Annotated in this window: 25 protein-coding genes; 20 read left to right on the top strand and 5 right to left on the bottom strand. The window is 36.6% G+C overall.

Annotated features, from left to right (window positions below):
* The coding region (locus Q0505_RS10455) for a fatty acid desaturase (RefSeq protein WP_299212519.1) at positions 1 to 672 on the bottom strand (672 nt) is incomplete at its 3' end.
* A 193-nt stretch (positions 673 to 865) separates the two neighbouring features.
* On the opposite strand from Q0505_RS10455, the gene rsmG reads away from it, so the two are divergent.
* The 5 genes from rsmG to dnaG all read left to right on the top strand — a co-directional run bounded on the left by rsmG (position 866) and on the right by dnaG (position 6,322).
* Positions 866 to 1,495 (top strand): 16S rRNA (guanine(527)-N(7))-methyltransferase RsmG, encoded by a 630-nt coding sequence (rsmG, locus tag Q0505_RS10450; RefSeq protein ID WP_299212517.1) that lies wholly within the window; start codon positions 866 to 868, stop codon positions 1,493 to 1,495.
* Between the two features lie 138 nt (positions 1,496 to 1,633).
* A complete protein-coding gene (locus Q0505_RS10445; protein ID WP_299212515.1) occupies positions 1,634 to 2,194 on the top strand; it encodes an RNA polymerase sigma factor in 561 nt (186 codons plus the stop codon).
* Entirely contained in the window at positions 2,181 to 3,014 is an 834-nt protein-coding gene (locus Q0505_RS10440) for a hypothetical protein (protein WP_299212513.1), read from the top strand. The genes Q0505_RS10445 and Q0505_RS10440 overlap by 14 nt, the downstream gene beginning before the upstream one ends.
* Before the next feature lie 71 nt (positions 3,015 to 3,085).
* The gene (locus tag Q0505_RS10435; protein ID WP_299212511.1) at positions 3,086 to 4,207 is read left to right on the top strand and encodes a hypothetical protein; all 1,122 of its coding nucleotides are present in this window, start codon (positions 3,086 to 3,088) and stop codon (positions 4,205 to 4,207) included.
* Positions 4,208 to 4,351: 144 nt separating this feature from the next.
* Entirely contained in the window at positions 4,352 to 6,322 is a 1,971-nt protein-coding gene (gene dnaG / locus Q0505_RS10430; protein ID WP_299212509.1) for a DNA primase, read from the top strand.
* On the opposite strand, the gene Q0505_RS10425 is transcribed toward dnaG, so the two are convergent.
* On the bottom strand, positions 6,319 to 6,960 hold the full coding sequence (locus Q0505_RS10425) for a response regulator transcription factor (protein WP_299212507.1): 642 nt from the start codon (positions 6,958 to 6,960) through the stop codon (positions 6,319 to 6,321). The two genes, dnaG and Q0505_RS10425, sit on opposite strands and share 4 nt — an antisense overlap.
* A 121-nt stretch (positions 6,961 to 7,081) precedes the next feature.
* Positions 7,082 to 7,873 carry an NAD(+) synthase gene (nadE, locus tag Q0505_RS10420; RefSeq protein WP_299212505.1) on the bottom strand — a complete coding sequence of 264 codons (792 nt, stop codon included), beginning with the start codon at positions 7,871 to 7,873 and terminating at the stop codon, positions 7,082 to 7,084.
* A gap of 106 nt (positions 7,874 to 7,979) precedes the next feature.
* On the opposite strand from nadE, the gene gldB reads away from it, so the two are divergent.
* Genes gldB through Q0505_RS10405 form a run of 3 tightly spaced genes read left to right on the top strand, consistent with a single transcriptional unit; the run spans position 7,980 to position 9,659 of the window.
* Positions 7,980 to 8,927 (top strand): gliding motility lipoprotein GldB, encoded by a 948-nt coding sequence (gene gldB, locus Q0505_RS10415; protein ID WP_299212503.1) that lies wholly within the window; start codon positions 7,980 to 7,982, stop codon positions 8,925 to 8,927.
* 2 nt (positions 8,928 to 8,929) lie between these two features.
* On the top strand, positions 8,930 to 9,268 hold the full coding sequence (gene gldC, locus Q0505_RS10410) for a gliding motility protein GldC (RefSeq protein ID WP_299212500.1): 339 nt from the start codon (positions 8,930 to 8,932) through the stop codon (positions 9,266 to 9,268).
* Positions 9,269 to 9,278: 10 nt separating this feature from the next.
* Positions 9,279 to 9,659: a GTPase gene (locus Q0505_RS10405; protein ID WP_299212498.1), complete on the top strand. Its 381-nt coding sequence runs from the start codon at positions 9,279 to 9,281 to the stop codon at positions 9,657 to 9,659.
* Here Q0505_RS10405 and yihA read toward each other — a convergent pair.
* Together yihA and Q0505_RS10395 are read right to left on the bottom strand one after the other, a co-directional pair.
* Positions 9,649 to 10,254 (bottom strand): ribosome biogenesis GTP-binding protein YihA/YsxC, encoded by a 606-nt coding sequence (gene yihA / locus Q0505_RS10400; protein ID WP_299212496.1) that lies wholly within the window; start codon positions 10,252 to 10,254, stop codon positions 9,649 to 9,651. The two genes, Q0505_RS10405 and yihA, sit on opposite strands and share 11 nt — an antisense overlap.
* Before the next feature lie 12 nt (positions 10,255 to 10,266).
* A complete protein-coding gene (locus Q0505_RS10395; RefSeq protein WP_299212494.1) occupies positions 10,267 to 11,031 on the bottom strand; it encodes an alpha/beta hydrolase in 765 nt (254 codons plus the stop codon).
* 306 nt (positions 11,032 to 11,337) lie between these two features.
* Between Q0505_RS10395 and mraZ the strand changes: the two genes are divergently transcribed.
* The 12 genes from mraZ (at position 11,338) to Q0505_RS10335 (ending at position 24,515) form a co-directional block, all read left to right on the top strand.
* Entirely contained in the window at positions 11,338 to 11,811 is a 474-nt protein-coding gene (gene mraZ / locus Q0505_RS10390) for a division/cell wall cluster transcriptional repressor MraZ (protein ID WP_299212492.1), read from the top strand.
* Positions 11,798 to 12,694 carry a 16S rRNA (cytosine(1402)-N(4))-methyltransferase RsmH gene (rsmH, locus tag Q0505_RS10385; protein WP_299212489.1) on the top strand — a complete coding sequence of 299 codons (897 nt, stop codon included), beginning with the start codon at positions 11,798 to 11,800 and terminating at the stop codon, positions 12,692 to 12,694. The genes mraZ and rsmH overlap by 14 nt, the downstream gene beginning before the upstream one ends.
* 4 nt (positions 12,695 to 12,698) lie before the next feature.
* Positions 12,699 to 13,019, top strand: coding sequence for an FtsL-like putative cell division protein (locus Q0505_RS10380; protein ID WP_299212487.1), 321 nt, complete (start codon positions 12,699 to 12,701; stop codon positions 13,017 to 13,019).
* Positions 13,020 to 13,026: 7 nt separating this feature from the next.
* Positions 13,027 to 15,018, top strand: coding sequence for a penicillin-binding protein (locus Q0505_RS10375; protein ID WP_299212485.1), 1,992 nt, complete (start codon positions 13,027 to 13,029; stop codon positions 15,016 to 15,018).
* Positions 15,015 to 16,478, top strand: coding sequence for a UDP-N-acetylmuramoyl-L-alanyl-D-glutamate--2,6-diaminopimelate ligase (locus Q0505_RS10370; RefSeq protein WP_299212483.1), 1,464 nt, complete (start codon positions 15,015 to 15,017; stop codon positions 16,476 to 16,478). Before Q0505_RS10375 ends, Q0505_RS10370 begins: the two co-directional genes overlap by 4 nt.
* The gene (gene mraY / locus Q0505_RS10365; protein ID WP_299212481.1) at positions 16,478 to 17,716 is read left to right on the top strand and encodes a phospho-N-acetylmuramoyl-pentapeptide-transferase; all 1,239 of its coding nucleotides are present in this window, start codon (positions 16,478 to 16,480) and stop codon (positions 17,714 to 17,716) included. Before Q0505_RS10370 ends, mraY begins: the two co-directional genes overlap by 1 nt.
* A gap of 32 nt (positions 17,717 to 17,748) precedes the next feature.
* Positions 17,749 to 19,089 (top strand): UDP-N-acetylmuramoyl-L-alanine--D-glutamate ligase, encoded by a 1,341-nt coding sequence (gene murD / locus Q0505_RS10360; RefSeq protein ID WP_299212479.1) that lies wholly within the window; start codon positions 17,749 to 17,751, stop codon positions 19,087 to 19,089.
* Between the two features lie 180 nt (positions 19,090 to 19,269).
* The gene (locus Q0505_RS10355; RefSeq protein ID WP_299212477.1) at positions 19,270 to 20,484 is read left to right on the top strand and encodes an FtsW/RodA/SpoVE family cell cycle protein; all 1,215 of its coding nucleotides are present in this window, start codon (positions 19,270 to 19,272) and stop codon (positions 20,482 to 20,484) included.
* The gene (murG, locus tag Q0505_RS10350; RefSeq protein ID WP_299212475.1) at positions 20,471 to 21,568 is read left to right on the top strand and encodes an undecaprenyldiphospho-muramoylpentapeptide beta-N-acetylglucosaminyltransferase; all 1,098 of its coding nucleotides are present in this window, start codon (positions 20,471 to 20,473) and stop codon (positions 21,566 to 21,568) included. Before Q0505_RS10355 ends, murG begins: the two co-directional genes overlap by 14 nt.
* Positions 21,569 to 21,590: 22 nt before the next feature.
* Positions 21,591 to 22,421, top strand: coding sequence for a hypothetical protein (locus tag Q0505_RS10345; protein ID WP_299212473.1), 831 nt, complete (start codon positions 21,591 to 21,593; stop codon positions 22,419 to 22,421).
* Between the two features lie 38 nt (positions 22,422 to 22,459).
* On the top strand, positions 22,460 to 23,809 hold the full coding sequence (gene murC, locus Q0505_RS10340; RefSeq protein WP_299212471.1) for a UDP-N-acetylmuramate--L-alanine ligase: 1,350 nt from the start codon (positions 22,460 to 22,462) through the stop codon (positions 23,807 to 23,809).
* Positions 23,799 to 24,515 carry a hypothetical protein gene (locus Q0505_RS10335; RefSeq protein ID WP_299212469.1) on the top strand — a complete coding sequence of 239 codons (717 nt, stop codon included), beginning with the start codon at positions 23,799 to 23,801 and terminating at the stop codon, positions 24,513 to 24,515. Before murC ends, Q0505_RS10335 begins: the two co-directional genes overlap by 11 nt.
* Positions 24,516 to 24,524 lie beyond the last annotated feature (9 nt).

Here is a 24,524-nt window from a genome sequence, read left to right as displayed (position 1 = left end):
AAGAGGTATTACAATCCACATACTTATGTATATAATTTTTGTAATTACAAGTGTACTCCATTGCTTGGTAGGACTTTGTAATTTGCCGTAAGATAATTTACGTTTAATGTAACGTTTCATTTGAGTAATATCTGCAGTGATCACCCAATTGATCGTTAATAATCCATAAAGGATAAATGAGTAGTAATGTTGAAATTTGTGGTGTTTGTGCCACTCTCCATGTTTAGAAAAGCGCAACACTCTCCCTGCTTCCATATCTTCATCATGTCCATGTATATTGGTGTATGTATGATGTAATACATTGTGTTGCACTTGCCAATTGTATACATTCCCAGCTAGAATGTAAATACTTCCTCCCATGAGTTTATTCACCCATTTTTTACTTGAGAAAGAGCCGTGGTTTCCGTCATGCATCACATTCATTCCTACACCAGCCATTCCTACACCCATTACAAATGTTAAGAGTAATTGAATCCAGCCTGGCATATCTAATGTTAAGAACAAGAAGTAAGGTACTAGATACATAGAGAACATAACAATGGCTTTGCCATAGAGTTTCCAGTTTCCAGTACGTTTTATATTATTTTCTTTGAAGTATGAATTTACGCGCTTGTTTAGAGTTCTGAAGAATTTAGCAGAATCTGCGCGTGAAAATTTAATATTGGTTTCCATATAATTTTAAATAGCACCTTGATTTGTTTACGAACTTGGCAAGGTATATAATACTTGTTTTAAGGGGGTAGCTTTATGAAAAGCGGAAACTCAAAACTTTTTACACAAAAATAACGATATATTCCAGATTCGTAACTGTCTTGTGTTAAAATTAACGTGTAATTTAGGTACTTTTGCCCAATACCTTTTACCTATGGATATCATTACAAAGTACTTCCCGAATCTAACTGAAGAGCAAACGCAACAGTTTGCAACCCTTAAAGATGTATATCAAGACTGGAATCTTAAAATTAATGTGGTGAGCCGTAAGGATATAGAGGATATATATTTGCGTCATGTGCTTCATTCTTTGGGGATTGCAAAAGTGATGGAGTTTAAGCCTGGTGCTCAGGTATTGGATGTTGGTACAGGTGGAGGGTTTCCTGGGATTCCCTTGGCTATTTTATTTCCTGAAACTCAATTTCATTTGGTAGACAGTATTGGTAAAAAGATCAAAGTGGTAGATGAGGTCGTTGCTGGGCTAGGACTTACCAACGTAAAAACAACAAACGATCGTGTAGAGAATGTCTCAGGACACTATGATTTTATCGTAAGTAGGGCAGTAGCGCAAATGGAAACCTTTGTACGTTGGGTACGAAACCACATAAAAAAGAAAAGCGTACACGAACTTAAAAACGGAATCTTATATCTCAAAGGTGGAGATCTTACAGAAGAACTTGCAAAGTATACAACAGCTCAAATTTATGATCTTACTAACTATTATGGAGAAGACTTTTTTGAAACCAAAAAAGTGGTGTACCTCCCTATGAAATATAAAGGGTAGCTTTAATACCTTAACTCTTAGGTCGATTTTTAGTGTCCAGAGCTTGCTCTGGAGTTTAATACCTTTAATTTTTTATCCATCAGGCAACCTTTTTTAAAAAGGGTGCGTCTATATACATAGAAACCATCTTTAACATTGATGAAAGTCATACAATTTACAAACGAAAAACAACTCATTAAAAAGGCGATTAAGCAGGATCGAGCTGCTCAAAGACGTCTCTATGAGTTGCATTCAGGAAAAATGCTGAGCGTTTGCAGGTATTATATAAAAGATATTCATCAAGCAGAAGAAGCCATGTGTAATGGGTTTTTAAAAGTATTCACACATTTACATAGTTATAAAGGAGAAGGAAGCTTTGAAGGATGGATTCGAAGAATTATGGTAAGAGAGAGTATTTCTTATTTGCGAACTGTCAAAAAAATGTATTTCTCAGACGATGGAGATTTTGAAACAGGAGATAGTGTAAATAATATTAAAGATGAGTTGGATGTGTCTCATATACAGCAACTCATAGACGAATTGCCAGAAGGATACCGTGTTGTTTTTGTTATGTATGCTATTGAAGGGTATAAACATCAGGAAATAGCAAAGTCATTAGGGATTTCAGAAGGGACTTCAAAGTCGCAATTGTTTAAAGCACGTAAGTTATTACAATCTAAGTTAAACGCAGAAAATAAGTTGAGTTATGGCACCGATTAAGCTAGAAGATAATATGAAAGAGCGTTTAGAAGAGCGCACCATTGAGCCTACCATGGCGGCTTGGGATCGAATTTCTTCCAAACTTGACGCAGAACAAGGGGTTCAAAAAAGTAAACGCGTCCTATGGATGTCTATTGCGGCTAGTTTTGTGGGAGGCGCATTGGTAGCCTTATTTTTATTTCAAAATATGAATACAGATACAGCACCAGTACTAGTTGATACAAATGAAAATCCTGTATTTATAGATCCAACAGAAGAAATTATCACACCGAAGGAGAATGAAGTAGAGAACTTACAGCAAATAAAAGAAGCGATTGTATTAGAACAAGAAGCTATCGAAAATGAAAAATCAACTGTAAAAACAACCACGAGTTCTCAAAATACTTCTTTAGAAAAGAACGAAGTAGTTGTTCAAGGAAGTCAGCAAAATAAAAACAGTTTAGAATCGAATCTAGAAAAGAAGGCTATGACAGAAGAAGTTGTTATTGCTGAAACTGAAAGTAAAGAGATGAAGAGCCGTGTGGATGTAAAAGAAGATAAAGCTTTCGCGAAAGCAAAAACAGAAGATATAGTTGTTGCTCAAGCAGAAGATAAAAGTTCAGTAACTGATGCAGAAATTGAAGCACTTCTTAAAAATGCACAACGAGAAATTATAAGCAAACAAACATTTAATCAAAAAACGAACACTGTAGATGCAAACGCATTGCTCCTAGACGTAGAAGCAGAAGTAGCACCAACATCTTTTAGAAACAAAATCTTCGAGGCAGTTATTGAAGGATTTGAAAGAACAAAAGACGCAGTCGTAAATAGAAATAATTAAAATTAATTCATCAATTCGCTTTTGAGAAAGCCTTCATCAAGCGCACTTCCAAAAGCATAAAACACACAATTATGAGAACATTAATACGATTTGCCCTAGTGGCGAGCATGGGAATCTTTGGTCAAAATATAAATGCCCAAGACACATCAGAAACAACAGAAACACAAGCTCAAATTGAGTATAGAAAAGAAAAAGAGCAAGAGAAAAAAGAACGTATTGAATATTTAAAACAGAAAAGAGCAGAGGCTATTCAATTTGAAAAAGATCAACTTAAAGGGCGAGTAAGTTATATTAATAAACAAATTGAAAAAGACAATATGACCGCTGAAGAAGGGGAAGCAGAGAAGAAAGAATGGGCAGAATACGTTGCTAAAAATATTGATTATAAAACGACGATTATCGATGCTCAAATTGCATTAGTAGAGCGTAATGGAGTTCAGAATCAGCCAACACAAGTGTCTGTAGGTTTTGGTGGAGAAGATGCAGATGGCAAAAGAGTTTTTGGGGTTGCCATAGATAATGGCAAAGGTGTAAGACGCGTAAATCACGACAGGCGTACCCGTTCAGATTTTGTGTTTGCGTTTGGTTTGAACAATGCTCTTGCTGATGGTAGATCACTAGAGGATTCTCCGTATAAAGTCGCTGGAAGCCGTTTTGCTGAGCTTGGTGTTGCTTGGACAACAAGAGTTTTTGAAAATAGTGGCTGGTTACGTTTTAAATACGGATTATCTTTTCAATTTAACGGATTAAAGCCTGAGGATAATCAATTCTTTGTAAGGGACGGAGATCAAATAGTTCTTCAAGAATTTGATCGTGACTTGGATAAAAGTAAATTGAGATTAGGAAATCTAGTCGTTCCTGTGCATTTTGAATTTGGTCCAGCAAAAAGACGTGGAGAAGGAGATGACATTCGTTTTTCTACACACAATAAATTTAAAATTGGAGTAGGAGGATATGCAGGACTAAATCTTGGAACCATGCAAAAGTTAAAGTTTGACAGTGCAGAAGGGAATGATGTAAAATTAAAAGAACGTGGAGGATTCAACACTAATAATTTTATATATGGGTTGAGCGGTTACGTAGGATATGATAATATAGGATTGTATGTAAAGTATGATCTCAACCCTATTTTTAAAGACAATCTTGTAGAAGAGCGTAATATTTCACTAGGTTTTCGCTTTGATTTGGATTAAGCATAAAGAAGCTAGGTTGTTTTTATTGAAGTTCCGTTTTCGTGTAAGTGTTCCGCTTTCGCGAAAGCGGAATTTTCTTTACTCGCAGTTTTCTGATCTATGACCGAGGTTTTTCCTATTTTTACAGACTAACTTTTTTAAAGATTGATCTCAAAAGAAACCATAGATAAAGTTTTTGAAACTGCTCGTGTAGAGGAGGTGATCGGAGATTTTGTGGTGCTTAAAAAATCAGGAAGTAACTTTAAAGGATTAAGCCCGTTCTCTGATGAGCGTACGCCTAGTTTTATGGTCTCTCCTGTAAAGCAGATTTGGAAGGATTTTTCAAGTGGAAAAGGAGGGAACTCTGTTGCATTCTTAATGGAGCATGAGCACTTTACCTATCCTGAAGCAATTAAATACCTTGCAAAAAAATACAATATAGAGGTCGATGAGACCGAGCAAACCGATGAGCAAAAAGAGCAAGCGACCATTAGAGAAAATCTATACATCGTAAGTGAATATGCACGGGACTACTACCACAAAACATTATTAAATTCAGAGCAAGGAAAAGCCATAGGAGGTACTTATTTTAAAGAACGTGGGTTTACACCAGAAACGATTAAGAAGTTTGAGCTAGGATATAATCCAGACCAATGGGATGCTTTTACAAGTGAGGCTTTACGTAAAGGGTATAAGTTAGAATTCTTAGAAAAAACAGGGCTTACCATTGTCAAGGATGAAAAGCAATTTGACCGCTTTAAAGGACGTGTGATGTTCCCTATTCACTCAATGAGTGGTCGTGTTCTTGGATTTGGAGGACGTATTTTAACGAGTGATAAAAAAGCAGCAAAATACCTTAATTCGCCAGAGAGTGATATCTATCATAAAAGTAAGGTGCTGTATGGAATTTACTACGCAAAACAATCCATAGCTAAAGAAGATAATTGCTATCTGGTAGAAGGATACACAGACGTGATCCAGATGCACCAATCGGGGATAGAAAATGTAGTATCTTCTTCTGGAACAGCACTTACGCCAGAGCAAATACGATTAATCAATCGGCTTACTAAAAATATTACAGTCCTCTTTGACGGCGATGCCGCAGGACAAAGAGCCGCGTTACGTGGAATTGATTTAATTCTGGAACAAGGAATGAACGTTAAAGTATGTTCATTTCCAGAGGGAGAAGATCCTGATAGCTTTTCGCGAAAGCATAACAAAGAAGATATTCTGGCTTATTTTAATGCCAATTCAAAAGATTTTATTCAGTATAAAGCCAACTTGCTTGTGGAAGAAGCCGCAGGTGATCCTGTGAAGAAAGCAAGCACGGTGCGAGATATGGTGGAGAGTATTTCGAAAATACCAGACACCATTAAACGAGAAATCTATGTACAAGAGTGTTCTCGTATTATGGAGATTTCGGAAGCTGTGTTGTATAATACACTTGCTCAAATCCTTAATAAGAATAAAAAAGAAGCGGTAAAAAAAGGAAATACAAGTGGGGCTTCAGACGCTCTTTCTAAAGTACCAGATCAAAGAGAAGGTACGATTGAAAAAGTAGACCGTATTGTTGAACTTGAAAAAATATTAATTGAATCATTGATTTTACATTCAAATCAACAAGACATTTATGAGGAAATATTTATATCAGATTCTGACGATCCTGAAAACTTGTTTGAAGAAGTAAAAAGAGAATTAAAAGTTTATGAAAAGATATATCTTGATTTGCAGGAAGATGAGATTGAATTTTCTAATAGAGATTTCCAAAATATATACAACAAAATAATCTTAAACTGTAATACTAATAGCGAGCTTAAACTTGATGAGTTGTTGAAAGATTTAAATAATGATGAAAGTTCTTTAGTATCTACTATTCTTATGAAGTATGAGCAAATTCCACTCCATAGATGGGATTCTCAACAAGTTTTCGTGGTTAAATTGGAAGATCAAGTTGTTCGGAAAGTAACACAAACTATTTGGAAAATGAGATACTATCTTATTCAAAAAAGAATTAAGGGACTCATGGATAAGTGTATTAATAACTCAAATAATAGAGAAATCATAGAAGAAATACTTTTATACAGACAGCTTCTGAAATTGCTAGCAGAAAAACTAGGTATAAGCGTTATATTCTAAATATTTGTGGTGTTTTGTAGTAAACGAGCGTGCTTTATTAATTCGGCTACATTTTGAGCTTCAAGTTTTTTAAGCAAACGCATTTTATAAGTACTTACCGTTTTTTCGTTGATATTTAAGTTGGCTGCGATCTCTTTGTTTCGCTTTCCGTTTGATAAAAGATTGAGAACCTCGATCTCTCTACTAGACAACTTCATATATTTATAAGCAAGCCCTTGTGTCGTATTACCGTCACTTATAAGTCGTTTGCTTAACGATTCATTCAGGTAAATACCACCACGTTGAATTTGATTTATAGCATCAAGCACGCGTTGTATAGAAGCTGTTTTTGAGACATATCCAGCAGCACCATACTTAATAGCGCTAAGTGCGTACATTTCTTCAGGATGGCAGCTTAGTACGAGAATTTTCACATGAGGGAATTCTCTTTTTATAGCTTTTATAGCTGTAATGCTGTTGAGATTTGGGATATCTATTTCAAGTATTAGAATATCCACTTCAGTTTTTGTAAGTACTTTTAATAAATCATTTCCATCACTTATGGTGCTGATGACTTCATAATTTCCTTCGTTGTTTAAAATTGAGGTAATCCCCTTTCTAGTGATTGGGTGATGGTCCGCAATTAGAACTTTGTCCATAGAATATGTGTTTCAATATGTTACAGAACAAGTCATTTAAGGGGGAACTTGTTTAGGGTTTTCGAATTTACAAAGAAAAGAATCGGATGTAATGATTTTTAATTATAAATCGACAAAACGTTTATTTAAATAGATGAACGGGTATTTCGCATACAGGTATCGGTAACATTTTGTGTTGGTTTGCATTATTTAGTCTTTTATAAAGTGCAAAAACACGTCTTTCTTCGCCTTCAAAATCCTTGTCAATTTTTCCTTTTTCGTCTTGTTGCATAGCCCATTCTAATTGATCATACGTGGCACCTATTTGGTCTTCATCGGTACGGTCATCACCCCACAATCCGTCAGTAGGTTTTGCTTGTAAAATACGCTCAGGAACTTGAACAGCCGCCGCAAGTTTAAATACGTCAGACTTCATTAAATCTGCAATTGGGCTGAGGTCAACACCACCATCTCCATATTTTGTATAAAATCCAACACCAAAATCTTCTACTTTATTCCCAGTCCCAGCTACAAGATACTTGTGTAATCCTGCAAAATAATATAAAGTGGTCATTCTCATTCTTGCGCGTGAGTTAGCAAGACTTAAAAATAAATTCTCATTATCAGATGCATCAGGAACTGCCGTTTTGAAGGTTTCAAAAAAAGGAGTGAGGTCTACTTCTATGCTAGAGACATTGGGAAAGCGCTCTTTGAGTTGTGCAATATGCTCTCGCCCCCTTGAAACCTGACTTTGAGCTTGGTGAATAGGCATTTCTACACAAAGTGTTGGAAACCCAGTTTTAGCGCAAAGTGTAGAAGTAAGCGCACTATCTATCCCGCCACTTATCCCAACTGTAAAACCACTCATCTTAGCATTGGTAGCATATTCTTTTAACCAGTTTACAATATAATCTACTACTTTATCCTCTTGCATATCGATGTCTTTAAGTTTGTAACCCGTATTTTTGCATTTTTAAATGACAGGTTAAAAAATGAATTTTATTTTCTTACGTTTAAGAAGCCTAAAGATACAAATTCACATGAAGAAAATACTTGGTATGATGTTGATTTTAGTCGCTTTTGTAGCCTGCAAAAACGACACTCAATTAAATCCAGATATAGCGGCTATGTCTGTAGACATAAAGATAGATCGTTTTGATAGGCTGTTTGCAAATACGACTCCAGCAGAGTTGCCCGACTTGAAAAGTAAGTATCCATATTTGTTTTCAAAGCAATATAGTGATGACTTTTGGGTGGAAAAACTGTCAGATACATTACAAAAAGAGTTAGAGACAGAGGTGGATGTCGCTTTTAAAGATACCGATCAGATAGAAGAAGATTTAGAGTTGTTGTATAAACATATACAGTATTATTTTCCTAAAACTCCAGTGCCTAAAGTGATTACGATTATTACAGAAGTCAGAAATAAAGTGGTGTTGGCAGACACGTTATTGCTTATAGGATTAGATAACTATTTAGGAGAAGACCATTACTTCTACGATGGGGTTCAAAAATATAAATCAAAAAACTTTAGAAAAGAACAGATTGATGTGGATGTGGCGTCCGCTTTCGCGAAAGCGAAGGTATCCCGACCACAAATGGCTACATTTTTAGCGCAAATGATTTACGAAGGTAAGCAGTTGTATCTCATGGAAACCTTGTTAAGTCAGAAACCAATCCATGAAGTTTTTTCATACACCGCAGATGAATATGCGTTTGCAGAAGAAAATGAAGTAAGTATGTGGGAGTACTTTGTGTCAAGTAAAAGCTTGTATAGTACAGATAAAAAATTACTCTCACGATTTATAGATCCTGCTCCTTTTTCTAAGTTTCAGTTAGCTTTTGATAATGAAACTCCAGGAAGGCTAGGAAGATATATCGGATATAAGATTGTAGCCTCTTATATGAATAAAAATGAGATTTCTCTTCAAAATATGTTACTGCAAGACGCAGAAACAATTTTTAATAATGCAAAATATAAACCTTAATTATGGCAATTGAGCATAAGACACATATAAAAATAGAAGTAGCGTTAGATGAAAACAGAGTGCCAGAAAAAATGGCATGGACTGCTAGAGATGGAGGCGTCGCAAATGAACCTGCAAAATCTATGTTACTCTCTTTATGGGATCATCAAAATCAAGAAGCAGTAAGTATAGATCTATGGACCAAAGATATGCCTGTAGATGAGATGCAAGTATTTTTTCATCAAACCCTCGTAGGGATGACAAACACCTTTAGAAGAGCTACGGGTAACGATAAGATGAGTGATACCATGCAAGATTTTTGCGATTATTTTGCAGAACATCTTAATCTTAAGAAGGAGTAATTTTATATAAATGAGAAAACTCATCTTTGTGTACAATGCAAATTCTGGAGTGGTAAACACGTGGGTAGACATCGCTCATAAAATAGTCAGTCCTACTACTTATGCGTGTGATTTGTGTGGTTTAACTCATGGACGTTTTTCAGAGAAGCGAACTTGGAAGAAATTTCGTGATACACATCTTATTGATATGGAATTCCTCTACAAAGATCAATTTCTTAAAAAATATAAATCAAAGTGGTTGCCTAAATACACCTTTCCTGTTATTCTCATTTCTGATGCGCAGGGCTTACAACCTTTTATGATAGCTCAAGATTTTCAAGAAATAGTTTCGGTAGAGATGTTAATACAGAGAATCGAAAGATTTATAAAGCAATTAGATACTACTGCTTAAGATTAGCATTTATAATGTCTATATAGTTGAGGATTTCATCTTTCCCAGTGTTATTAGAAGCACTACTTACAAAGTAGTTAGGAAATTCAAACCAAACCCCATCTAGCAAGGTCTTTTTGTAAGCTTCTATATTTCGCTCAAGCGCTTTTGGTTTCAGCTTATCAGCTTTTGTAAATATGATCGAAAACGGAATCTCTCGTTCTCCAAGGTATTCCATAAATTCAGTGTCGATAGGTTGAGGTTCGTGACGTGAGTCTACGAGCACAAAAGCAGAAAGTAACTGTTCGCGATGTTCTAAATAATCAGTGATGAATTTCTGAAAGTACTTCTTGTCTTTTTTGGAAACACGTGCATATCCATACCCAGGCAAATCCACAAGGTGCCAATTTTTATTAATCAAAAAATGATTAATCAGTTGGGTTTTTCCTGGTCGCCCAGACGTTTTTGCAAGACTTTTTTTATTGGTAAGCATATTAATTAACGAAGACTTTCCAACATTAGACCTTCCTATAAAAGCATATTCAGGAATCATCGTGTTAGGGCACTTGGAAGCATCAGAGTTGCTTACTACAAATTCTGCCGATTTGACTTGCATACGAAAGGGATATTAAAAATTGCGATCTTTTAACCAGTTTAATAAGATCTCATTAAAAGCATCTGGTTGTTCCATCATAGCGGCATGACCACATTTGTCTATCCAAAATAAATCAGAGTCAGGAAGCAGTTTATTAAAATCTTCTGCAACTTCAGGTGGTGTAACACTATCTTGTTTTCCCCAAATAATACAAGTGGGTGTATGCATTTCAGGAAGATCTTGTGCCATATTATGTCTTATAGCACTTTTTGCAATAGCGAGTGTTTTTAGTAATTTATTTCGATCATTGACAGTATCATATACGCCGTCTACAATCTCTTTGGTTGCAATCTCTGGATTGTAAAAAACACCTTGCGCTTTCTTTTTAATATACTCATAATCACCACGTTTAGGATAACTTTCACCCATGGCACTTTCATATAAACCAGAACTTCCAGTAATAACAAGTGCTTTTACTTTTTTTGGATATACTTTGCTGTGGTACAGGCCTACATGACCTCCCATAGAGTTTCCTAATAAGATAACCTCTTTGTATTTTTTATGGTCTATAAATTCTTTGAGATATTTTGCAAAGCTTTTTACACCTGTTTTTATAAGCGGCATAGAATACACAGGTAGTTCAGGAATAACGACTTTATAGCCATTTCCAGAAAAGAAGTCAGTGACTTTGTCAAAGTTACTCAAGCCCCCCATCAGTCCGTGTAGGATGATAATAGGAGTGCCTTCACCTTCTTCTAAATATGTGAATTTGCCTTCGGTTTTTAGTTCGTGCTTCATAGTTGTGATTAAGCCTAAGCCAATCGCAAATATAAGTATTTCCCCCGTATTGCAATCTTTATTTTGTAAATGCTTCAAAAGTAAAAAGTTGCCTTGTTTTTTTACAAAAAAGAGCGTGTTCAGGCTGATACATTTTAGAGGTGCGCTTTCGCGAAAACATTCTTAGCCTCACTCCAAATAGTTATAAACAGTCTGTGTATAAAGCCCCTCTAGTGGTAAAACTTATCAACAAAGTGCAATAAAGTGGTAAAATGTGCAGTTTTTTCTTATATATTTGATTGATAAACCTGATTTTCTAGAAAACGAGTGCTTAATTTAATTGGAACATACGAATGTAAAATAGATGCTAAAGGCAGGCTCATGCTGCCTCAAGCATTTAAAAAGCAGTTAGCATCTGTCCTTCAGGACGGCTTCGTGCTCAAGCGTGCTGTGTTTCAAAAATGTTTAGAACTGTATCCTATGGCAGAGTGGAATGCACTTTCACAAAAAGTAAACAAACTCAACAGATTCAATAAAAAGAATGATGAGTTTATACGTCGTTTCAATGCAGGGGTAAAACTTGTGGAAATAGATAGTTCAGGGCGTATTCTTATTTCAAAAGATTTGCATGCCTTTGCGCAGACCAAGAAAGAGATTGTTGTCAACGCAGCAATCAACGTATTAGAAATATGGGATAAGGATATGTATGAAAAAGCGATTGATGAAGCTGCATTAGATTTTGCAGATTTAGCAGAAGAAGTAATGGGAGACCAAAATGATGAGCCAGATGGAGTATCATAACCCTGTATTACTTCATGAGACGGTAGACGGACTCAATATAAAACCAGATGGTGTTTACGTAGATGTAACTTTTGGTGGAGGAGGGCACGCTAAGGAGATTTTGAATCGACTTGGTGATCAAGGGAGGCTATATGCTTTTGATCAGGATCAAGACGCTCAGCAAAATGCTATAGCAGACGATAGGTTTACGCTTATTCCTGAAAATTTTAGATACATCAAACGGTTTTTACGCTTTCATAATGTAAAAAAAGTAGATGGTATTTTAGGAGATTTTGGAGTTTCTTCCCATCAGTTTGATGTTGCCGAAAGAGGATTTTCTACACGATTTGAAAGTGATCTGGATATGCGAATGAACCAGAATGATTCACTCTCTGCATACCATGTAGTAAATAAATATGAAGAGGAAGCATTACGACAAGTTTTTTGGCAATACGGAGAGTTACGCAATGCGCCCAAAATTGCACAAACCATCATAGCTGAACGTAAAGAGGCTCGTATTAAAACCAGTGAGCATTTTAAAAAGGTCTTACAGCCATTTTTGCCAAAACATAGAGAGCATAAAATCCTAGCACAAATTTACCAAGCAATCCGTATTGAGGTAAATCAAGAAATAGAAGTATTAAAGGAGTTCTTGCTACAAACAGAGAATCTATTGGAAACAGGAGGTCGATTAAGTTTGATTTCGTACCACTCGCTAGAAGATAGACTTGTAAAACGGTATATCCGAAATGGATTGTTTGAAGGAGAACCAGAAAAAGATGTGTATGGCAATTTTGAAGTGCCTTTTAAGAAAGTAGGAAAACTGATTATTCCTGATCATAAAGAGATAAAAGAAAACAATAGAGCACGAAGTGCAAAACTGCGTATAGCAGAACGAATCTAATAAGATGAAGAGCAAAATAAATAACATACTCAAAGGAAAGTTTCTGGTAGATGAAGAGGCTTTTAAAAATTGGCGTATGATTATTTTTCTTTCAGTGCTAGCGCTCATCATGATTGCGAGTTCGCATCGTGCAGATGAGAAAGTACATGAAATAGCAAGGCTCAAAGAAAAAGTGCAAGAGTTGCGAAGTGAGTCTGTAGATGCCCGCTTAAAACTCTGGAAACTAAAAATAGAAAGTAATGTGGCGCGTAAGATGGAACCACGAGGCATTCAGCCATCGACCACACCGCCTCAAAAAATAAAAGTTAAAACCAAGCAAGAGTAGTTCTCCCATGGCAACCAACGAGAAGAACATATTAAACCGATTGTATTTTGTGGCAGGATGTATGTTCATCTTCGCCCTTCTCGTGACGTACAAATTAATTGCTATTCAGTTTTTTCAAGGAGCCAAATACAGAGAGATGGCGACCACAGCTACAGAAAAAATGGTCACGATTCCAGCAACTCGTGGAAATCTATATGCAGGAGACGGAAGTTTACTAGCAACATCGGTGATTAAATATGATATACGATGGGATGCTGTTTCTCCATCAGATACAGATTTTAATGAATATGTAGTGGGTCTTAGTAATGGATTGGCAGGCCTTTTAGGGAAATCAGAGTCGTATTACCAAGAACGTCTTCGTAAAGCACGCGCCACCAAAAATAGATACCTATTTGTGGCTCGCAACCTTAGTTATGGTGATTATATAAAGATAAAGTCATTACCACTCTTTAATAAAGGGCAGTTTAAAGGGGGTATTATTATAGAAGAACATACGGAAAGAGAACATCCCTTAGATAAAATGGCAGAGCGTACCGTTGGGTATGAGCGTAAAGATGATAGCGGCTATTACACCCGTGTAGGTCTTGAAGGTGCGTATGGACACTACTTAAGGGGAAAAGAAGGACGCCGTCTCAAACAAAAAATAGCCAAAGGAGAATGGAAACCTATTGGTATAGGTAATATCGTAGAACCTCGTGATGGGTATGATGTAATTTCAACCATCGATGTAAATATTCAAGACATCGCGCATAATGCCTTATTGACAAGTCTGGAAAAATTTAAAGCAGATCACGGTTGTGTGGTGGTGATGGAAACTGCCACTGGTGAGATTAAAGCCATTTCTAACTTGGGGCGTACATCAGAAGGAAAATATTATGAACGCCTTAATTATGCCGTAGGGGAGTCGCATGAACCTGGAAGTACTTTTAAGTTGATGGCAATGGTAGCAGCCCTAGAAGACAAGGTGATTGATACCAGCCAAGTCATCGATACAGAAAATGGACGTATTAAATTTTACGACCGTACAGCCGTCGATTCCAAATGGGGAGGATATGGGAAGATCAGTGTTGCGAAGGCTTTTGAGTTAAGCAGTAATACCGCTTTCGCGAAAATGATTAATGAACCCTATGCAAAAAATCCAAAGCGATTTGTAGACCGACTCTTTAACATGGGGCTTAATGAAAAGTTGGGTCTGGAAATTAAAGGTGAGGGAGAACCGAAATTTCCATACCCAGGAGATAAGAATTGGTATGGTACCACATTACCGTGGATGGCTTTTGGATACGGAGTAGAACTTACGCCATTACAAACGCTGACCTTCTATAATGCCATTGCCAATGATGGAGAAATGGTAAAACCTCGATTCATCAAACAAGTAAAAGAATGGGATGTCACGGTAGAGACTTTTGAAAAAGAAGTGATCAATCCGCGTATTGCATCACAGTCTACCATAAATGCGGTCAAAGCCATGATGGAAAATACCGTGCGTCGTGGTACGGCAAAAAATATATATAGCCCAGACTTTTCAATGGCAGGAAAAACAGGAACGTGTCAAGTAGAATATTGGATTGAAGCAGATCGATATATCTCTTCATTTGCAGGATATTTTCCAGCAGACAAGCCTAAGTATTCTTGCATTGTGGTCATTCACAAACCAGAAAAATCAATAGGATACTACGGAAATATAGTAGCAGCTCCCGTGTTCCAGCAGATTGCACAGAAGATTTATAAAGATACTCCGATTGTAGATGAGGTAATCCTTGCAAAAGAAAATTCGAAGACTATAGAGAGTGATTATGAAGCATATTACAAAAAGGTAAATAGCAATCCTAAAACCATTCCTAATGTAAAGGGAATGAGTGGTATGGATGCCATTGCTCTATTAGAAAACGTAGGGTTGAATGTTCGCTTTCGCGGAAGCGGAAAAGTGAGTACACAATCCTTGAAACCAGGAGAAAAATTAGTCAAAAATCAAACTATTACACTAGAATTACTGTGATCTTACTTAAAGATATATTATATAAAGTACCCTTAGATACTGTTGTTGGCAACACGGGTGTCGCTATCACAAATCTTCATTTTGACTCTCGTCTTGTGGAGTTAAATGATGTGTTTATTGCTATTAAAGGCACTCAAAGTGATGGTCATGATTATATTGTAAAAGCGATAGAAAAAGGAGCGATTGCAGTGATTTGTGAAGAGATTCCTGAGCAAATCATAAACGGAGTTACCTATGTAAAAGTAACTGATAGTGCTTCTGCGCTAGCGGTAATGGCGGCTAATTATTACGAAAATCCATCCCGTAATTTAAAATTAGTAGGCGTCACGGGAACGAATGGAAAAACAACGATTGCGTCTTTGTTATATCAACTTTTTGAAAAAGCAGGATATAAAGTAGGTTTACTCTCTACGGTAAAAGTGATGATTGCTGGAGAAGAATTTAAAGCAACACACACAACACCAGATTCACTGACAATCAACAAATATCTAGCAACGATGAATACTGCTGGGGTAGAATATTGCTTTATGGAAGTGAGTTCTCACGGAATTCATCAAAAACGAACAGAAGGATTACAATTTGCAGGAGGCATATTTACCAATCTGAGTCATGATCATTTAGACTATCACAAAACATTTGCTGAATATAGAGATGTAAAGAAAAAGTTTTTTGACAAACTGCCCAAAGATGCTTTTGCACTTGTGAATATAGATGACAAGAACGGTGCTGTGATGGTTCAAAACACCAAAGCAAAAAAAGTGACATATGCCTTAAAAACCGTTGCCGATTTTAAAGCACAGATTTTAGAAAATGAGCTTTCTGGTTTATTGCTTAAAATAAAGGATCAAGAAGTTTGGGTGCGTTTAATTGGGTCTTTTAATGCCTATAATTTATTGGCAATATATGCTACTGGAGAATTACTCGGTTTAGAACCTATAGAAAACTTGCAACTACTGAGTCAGTTAGAAAGTGTGAGTGGGCGTTTTCAATATCTGATCTCTAAAGGAAATATCACGGCTATCGTAGATTATGCGCATACACCTGACGCCTTAAAAAATGTATTGGAAACCATTAACGATATCAGAACTAAAAACGAACAATTGATTACAGTCGTGGGCGCTGGAGGAGATCGAGATAAATCAAAGCGTCCTAAGATGGGACATATCGCTTCTGCACTAAGTACCAAAGCTATTTTCACAAGTGATAACCCTCGTAGTGAAGATCCTGCTAAGATTATTGAAGAAATAGAAGCAGGTGTAGAACCACTTAACTATAAAAAAACACTATCCATTGCAGATAGAAAACAGGCAATTAAAACGGCTTGTCAATTAGCAAATCCTCATGATATTATTCTCATCGCAGGAAAAGGGCATGAGACCTATCAAGAAATCAAAGGAGAACGCTTTGATTTTGATGATTATAAAATTGTAGAAGAAACCTTAAAACAATTGGAAAAATAATGCTGTACTATCTATTCAAATATCTAGATGAAGCTTATAATCTGCCAGGAGCAGGATTGTTCCAGTTTATCACGTTTAGAGCTGCTGTTGCCATATTAATGTCACTAGCCATCTCTACGATTTACGGAAAACGAATCATTCGTTTTTTACAACGTCAACAAATGGGAGAAACCATACGTGACTTAGGGTTAGAAGGACAAGCAGAAAAAGCAGGAACCCCTACGATGGGTGGTTTGATTATCATTTTTGCAACGCTATTGCCCGTATTGTTATTTGCAAAATTGGACAATATCTATATCATCTTATTAATAGTGACCACGCTTTGGATGGGCGTCATCGGTTTTATAGATGACTATAAAAAGAAGATGGAAAAAAATAAAGATGGTCTTTCTGGCAAATATAAAGTCATCGGTCAGGTAGGTCTTGGGATTATTGTAGGAACAACGATGTTTTTTCATTCTGATATTACCATTAAAGAAGAGCGTGTAGAAAAACAAGGTATTGAGCAAATTGAAATTTCAGCAGGTCAAAGCGCTGAAAAATTCACCAAAGAAGAGAAGAGCCTTAAAACAACGATTCCATTTGCAAAAAATAACGAACTCGACTATTCAAAACTAATCACTTGGATCAATCCAAACTGGGCAAAATATGCTTGGATTATTTTTATTCCTATCGTCATTTTTATCATCACTGCAGTCTCTAATGGCGCCAACTTAACCGATGGTATTGACGGACTCGCAGCAGGAACAAGTGCTATAGCCGTATTGACTTTGGGCATATTTGCATGGGTTTCGGGTAATATTATTTTTAGTGATTATCTCAATGTCATGTATATCCCTAACAGTGGGGAGATGGTAATTTTTATCACAGCTTTTGTAGGAGCACTGGTCGGCTTTTTATGGTATAACACCTACCCGGCTCAAGTGTTTATGGGAGATACAGGGAGTCTTACCATAGGAGGGATTATCGCAGTCCTTGCTATTGCAACACGTAAAGAGTGGTTAATTCCTATCCTATGTGGAGTGTTCTTTATGGAAACACTTTCTGTGATGTTGCAAGTGAGTTATTTTAAATATACAAGAAAGAAGACAGGAACAGGGAAACGTATTTTTTTAATGTCCCCATTACACCATCATTACCAGAAAAAAGGAATCCATGAAAGTAAGATTGTCACTCGGTTTTGGATCGTAGGGATTTTACTCGCGATTCTAACCATTGTTACCTTAAAAATTAGATAAATACGCTTTCGCGAAAGCATATAAAAAATGATATGAATACAAAGAAGATCGCAATATTAGGAGGAGGAGAAAGTGGCGTAGGCACAGCGATTCTGGCAAAACAAAAAGGATACGAGGTCTTAGTTTCAGACTTCGGGAAAATAAAGGAAACCTATAAAAAAGTGCTGACAGATTTTGACATTGTTTGGGAAGAAAGCGGACACTCAGAAGCTTCCATATTAGAAGCAACGGTAGTAATGAAAAGCCCTGGAATACCAGAGACAGCACCTATTGTAAAAACCATCGTAGCACATGGTATTCCTGTGATTTCTGAGATAGAATTTGCAGCGAAATATACAGATGCAATGCTCATTGGGATTACGGGGAGTAATGGAAAGACAACCACCACATCGCTACTTGGGTATATCCTTGAGCAAGCAAAAGAAAATGTGGGAGTTGCAGGAAATATAGGAGACAGTTTTGCAAAAATGGTAGCGCAGCAATCTAAAGATATCTATGTATTAGAAATCAGTAGTTTTCAGTTAGATGGCGTGGTAGATTTTGCACCGCATATAGCGATCATTACCAATATTACACCAGATCATTTAGATCGGTACCAGTATGAGTTTGATAACTATATCGCTTCTAAATTTCGAATTGCAATGAATCAAACCCCAGATGATTATCTCATCTACGACGCAGATGATCCTGTGATTACAGACTGGTTAGAAAAGCATCCAGTAAAATCAAAATTAATGCCTTTTTCAATGCATCAAAAATTTGAACAAGGCGCCTATATAGAAGACAATAAGATACATATACATACAGATAACAACCACTTTACTATGACCATCCAAAAATTAGCATTAAAAGGACAACACAATACCAAAAATGCCATGGCAGCATCTACTGTTGCTAACCTTTTAAATATCAGAAAAGCCACTATACGTGAAAGTTTAGAAGGTTTTCAAGGCGTAGAACACCGCTTAGAACAAGTCCTAAAAATTGGGAATGTGAGGTACATTAATGATAGTAAGGCAACCAATGTAAATGCTACATTTTATGCCCTTGATAGTATGACGTCACCTACGGTCTGGATTGTTGGCGGCGTGGATAAAGGAAACGATTATCGGGATTTATATCCTTTGATAAATGAAAAGGTAAAAGCAATTATTTGCTTAGGTGTAGACAACGCAAAGCTTATGAGTCATTTTGGAAATATGGTAGATATCATTGTAGAAACACAATCCATGACCGAAGCTGTTAAAATCGCTTATAAGGTGGCAGAAAAAGGAGATAATGTGTTGTTGTCACCAGCATGTGCAAGTTTTGATTTGTTTGAAAATTATGAAGATAGAGGACGTCAGTTTAAAAATGCCGTTCGTAATCTGTAGCTAGTTTTTTCGCTCCTGTCTACCGGTAGGCAGGTTGGCGAAAGCAAAAAATGATCAAACTAAGCCTGTCAAAGTGTTTTGATAACTAGAGTAAAGAATATAGAGTAAAGAAAATACCGTAACGATTAAATAAGTTATAAATAATGAGATTTCCGCGAACGCGGAAATGTAATAGAAGATATGTCTAACGCAAAAAAAATATTCGCAGGATTAAAAGGGGATAAAGCCATCTGGGCTATTGTCGCTCTACTTGCCTTGTTTTCTTTTTTGCCAGTGTATAGTGCTGCAAGTAATCTTGCTTACATACGGGGTGATGGAAATACCATACGATTCCTTATTAAACATGGGATGCATCTTGTACTTGGTTTTGCCATGCTTTATGGAGTGCATAAAATACCCTATCATTATTTTAAAGGGCTTTCAGTCATCTTTTTACCGTTAGTTATTTTATTATTAATTGTAACATTAGCTCAAGGAACAACTGTTTCTGGCGCCAATGCAGCGAGATGGATTAAGATTCCATTTATGGGTGTTGGTTTTCAAACCTCGACCCTTGCTGCTGTAGTGCTTATGGTATATGTGGCAAGGTATCTTTCTAGAATCAAAGATAAAGCGGTGACTTTTAAAGAAACGCTGGTTCCATTATGGCTTCCTGTGGGTGTTGTACTCGCATTGATTTTACCAGCCAACTTTTCGACCACCGCCATTATGTTTTTAATGATTGTTACACTAGTGTTTTTAGGTGGATATCCTTTAAAATATTTAGGAATTATCATTGCTACAGGAATTGTAGCACTCCTGTTTTTTGTGCTTATAGCAAAAGCCTTTCCAGGCGTATTCCCAAATAGAGTCGATACATGGATCAGCAGAGTGGAGAATTTTGCAAGTGATGAAGTAGACGCCGATGCCGATTATCAAATTGAGAAAGCAAAAATAGCTATTGCCTCAGGTCAGATTATTGGACTTGGACCTGGTAAAAGCGTACAGAAAAACTTCTTACCACAATCATCATCAGATTTTATATATGCAATTATTGTGGAGGAATTTGGTCTTATAGGCGCTTTGTTTTTAATGTTATTATATCTGTTGCTACTATTTAGGATCACCGTCATCGCGCACAAAGCCGAAACCATATTTGCAAAACTATTAGTGATAGGCGTGGGAATGCCTATTGTATTTCAAGCACTTATTAACATGGCAGTTGCTGTAGAATTATTTCCAGTAACTGGACAAACGCTTCCCTTAGTCAGTAGTGGAGGAACTTCAATATGGATGACGTGTCTCGCTATAGGAATTGTATTAAGCGTGAGTGCAAAACGTGATCAAGTACAGGAAGTAAACACAGAAAAAGAAGAAGAATTAAATCCATTAGATATATTAAGTGAGACCTTATAAAGTCATATTATCCGGCGGTGGGACAGGAGGACATATTTATCCTGCCATTGCAATTGCGCGCGAAATTCAAAAAAGATACCCAGATACGGAGTTTCTTTTTGTAGGTGCCAAAGATCGTATGGAAATGGAAAAGGTACCACAAGCAGGATTTGATATAGAAGGGCTTTGGATTTCTGGAATCCAGCGTTCATTGTCTCCAGAGAATCTTAAATTTCCTCTTAAACTGTTAAGTAGCTTGACGAAATCAAATCAAATTCTCAAGCGTTTCCAGCCAGATGTGGTGATTGGAACAGGAGGGTTTGCGAGTGGTCCGTTACTAAAAAAAGCAACCAGTAGAAAAATTCCAGCGTTGATTCAAGAACAGAATTCGTATGCAGGGATTACCAATAAATTATTATCAAAAAGCGTACAGAAAATCTGTGTTGCCTATGATGCCATGGATCGTTTCTTTCCAAAAGAAAAAATCATAAAAACAGGAAATCCTGTTCGTAAAGACTTATTAACGATTGCAAACAAGCGCGAAGAAGCTTTATCAACATATCAATTGTCTTCAGATAAAAAAGTGATCTTGATTATTGGAGGAAGTCTCGGTGCTAGAGCAATTAATGAATTGGTAAGTAAACAACTTGATTTTTTTGCAAAGCATCACATTCAAGTGCTCTGGCAAACAGGGAAGTTATACTACGAGCAATACAAACACTTAGCATCTGAGGACGTCAAAGTAATGGCATATATCAACCAGATGGATCTGGCGTATGCTGCGGCAGATATTATCATTTCAAGAGCAGGTGCAGGATCGGTTTCTGAACTATGTATCGTTGGGAAAGCCACGGTGTTTATTCCGTCGCCCAATGTTGCCGAAGATCATCAAACTAAAAACGCACTGGCGATTACCTCAGAAAATGCAGCCGTATTGATTCGTCAGAGCGAATTAGATCAAAAGTTTCAAACTGAATTAGAAAGTTTGATTCAAGATAAAGAGCGAAGAGACGCATTAGGTGCTACTATTAAGACACTAGCCTTACCCGATGCCACCAAGCATATTGTAGATGAAGTGGAGAAGTTGTTGCCGAATAGAGTGTGAGATAAAAAGTAGAAAATAGAGAATGAGATTAGTCTATAACATATTGTTCTTGATGGGTTTTACAGCATTAGCGGGTTGTACGCCTAGTCTTGCTGATCGATATGGTAAAGAAATCTCAACCTTGAAAACACAAGAAGAAGTTGATGCATATTGGAAAGAATTAGAAAGAATAGATCAAGAGGTTTTATTAAATGAAACCAATATAGCGACTTATGATTCAATTTCTATAAGTAATATGATTCGTGTAGCACTTCTTTTTGAAGTGCCAGGAAAAGAATCATATTTACAGAAAGGTCCTGTCCCTGTATTTACGTTAAGTCATAATTACAATAAGGATGCAAATCTTGCCTATTGGCCAGTCATTGTAAAATGTGCAGAGATGGGAGGGGTTGTAGATCAAATAGGCTATCCTTCTTATCCATTGGAAAGTATTGTAGGTGTATTGTATGATTATTCAGTTTTTGAGCAAGAAGAAAGATATCCATATTTAGTTGAGAGACTCAATAAATCAACGGGGGGATTTGTGATTTCTCAATTAGAAGTGGCGTTAAAATATGAGAAAAAGCTACGACAGCTTAGAGAGGAAAAGATCTTAGGAAGTTGGTATATAGAAACTAGTAAAGATGAAAAAAGTGATCGAACTTTTGAGTTTGTAAAGATGTCTGACGCTGCTATTTATAAGAAATCAGGCAGCCGACTTCAAAAACTTATACAATCGGTGACAAATCCAAAAATCTATAGCATAGAGAAAGAACCTTTTGGTTGGTATTATGAGTTAAGTGACAAAGGAGATGTAACGCTTTATGACCAAAACGATATGGATTTAATAAACTATACAAAAGCTAGTGAATAGCATGAGATTTCCGCCTTCGCGGAAATGAAAAGAAATATATGAACGCATTAAAAGACATACAGCATTTTTATTTCATCGGGATCGGAGGGATCGGGATGAGTGCGTTGGCATTCTATTTTCACAAAAGTGGAAAACATGTTTCGGGCTATGACAAAACGCCTAGTGATGTCACCCGTTCTCTTGAAAAGGCTGGGATTGCTGTTCATTTTGAAGATCTGGGAGATCGGGTAGATGCAAATTTTAAACCTGCAGATACGCTCGTTGTATATACGCCTGCGGTTACCAAAGATTTTGGAGAATTGGTACGCTTTCGCGAAAGCGGATATACCATTAAAAAAAGAGCCGAAGTACTTGGTATGATCGCAAATGCACATTACAGTCTGGCAGTAGCAGGTACTCATGGAAAAACAACCACCTCTAGTATCTTAGGACATTTACTTGCAGAAACGGGTGCGAAAGTGACGGCTTTTATAGGTGGAATCACCAATAATTATAATAGCAATCTGATTCAAAAAGGAAATGAGGTAATTGTGGTGGAGGCAGATGAATTTGATCGTTCGTTTTTACAACTGAAACCAAATATCGGTTGTATCACCTCGATGGATGCAGATCATTTGGATATTTACGGAGATGCAACTACGCTAGAAAATACATTTAAAGAATTTGGCAATCTTGTTCCGAAAGAAAATTTATTTATCAAAAATGGATTACCCTTAGAAGGGCTTACGGTAGGAATAGAAGATGATGCTTTATATAGCGCACAGCATATAACGGTAGAAAATGGTGTGTACCATTTTGATTTTAAACACCCTGATGGGGTGATTTCTCAAATGCAATTTAACCTGCCTGGCAGACACAATTTGTCTAATGCAATAACAGCTTTGGGTATGGCGATGCTTTATGGTTCCCCGACCAGCTTGCTTCCCAAAGCTTTATTAAGCTATTCTGGTGTGAATAGACGTTTTACATATCGTATAAAAACAGAAGATCGTGTGCTTATAGATGATTACGCACACCATCCTACAGAAATCGCTGCGGTATATCAAAGTGTTACAGAAATGTATCCGGATACACCCGTTTTAGCAGTTTTTCAGCCGCATTTGTATAGTAGAACACAAGATTTTATGGATGATTTTGCAATGCAACTTTCACAATTTGATGAAGTCTTTTTACTGGATATATATCCTGCAAGAGAAGTAGCTATTCAAGGAGTGACAAGTGAAGCGTTGTTAGAAAAAATAAAACTCGATAAAAAACGATTAATAACAAAGGATGCTTTAGCTGCAAACATAAAAAAAGCGCCCCAAAAGGTGGTGGTAATGATGGGGGCTGGAGATATAGGTGTAGAAATAGAAAAAGTAACTCAATTTTTAAAAGATGCGTATTAACTGGAATTACATACGGTTTTTTGGATTACTGTTGGTGACAGTGTTTTTATATGCCTTTGCATCACAGCGTAATAGTGTGAGATTGGTCGATAAAGTGGCTATTCAGTTTGATGATGAAAGCACTCCTTTTGTAACCAGAGAAACCGTTGATAAATTGTTAATACAAAGTAAAGGCAAGGTTACGGGTATGCCTAAAGAAAAATTAGCTTTGAATGAGATGGAGATGCGAGTTACATCGCATCCAACTATCAAAAATGCAGATGTTTATGTAACCATGGCAGGAACAGTGGGAGTCGCTATTGAGCAGCGAAAGCCTATTGCTCGTGTGAATGGTACTACGTCATTTTATATAGATCAAGATGGAGAAGAAATGCCACTCTCCAAGAATTTTTCGGCAAGAGTACCTATTGTAAATGGGATTGAAAAAAAAGACATCCCTACAGTAACACAATTAATCTTATATATAAAAAATGATGTGTTTTTGAATAAACATATTATTGGCGTTCATAAACAAAGAGGGAATCAGTATATCCTTATTCCTAGAAAATTGGATTATGAAATTTTGATAGGAGAGGTAATAAGCTTAGAACATAAGCTTACAAATTATAAAGCTTTCTACCAGAAAGCACAAAAGGACAAAACATTGGATACGTATCAACTTATTAATCTTAAGTATACTGATCAAGTGGTTTGCAAAAGAGGATAAGGAGTCATG

This window comes from uncultured Dokdonia sp., assembly GCF_937910895.1.
Classification (GTDB): Bacteria; Bacteroidota; Bacteroidia; order Flavobacteriales; family Flavobacteriaceae; genus Dokdonia.
This window is presented reverse-complemented; position numbering and strand designations above follow the sequence as displayed.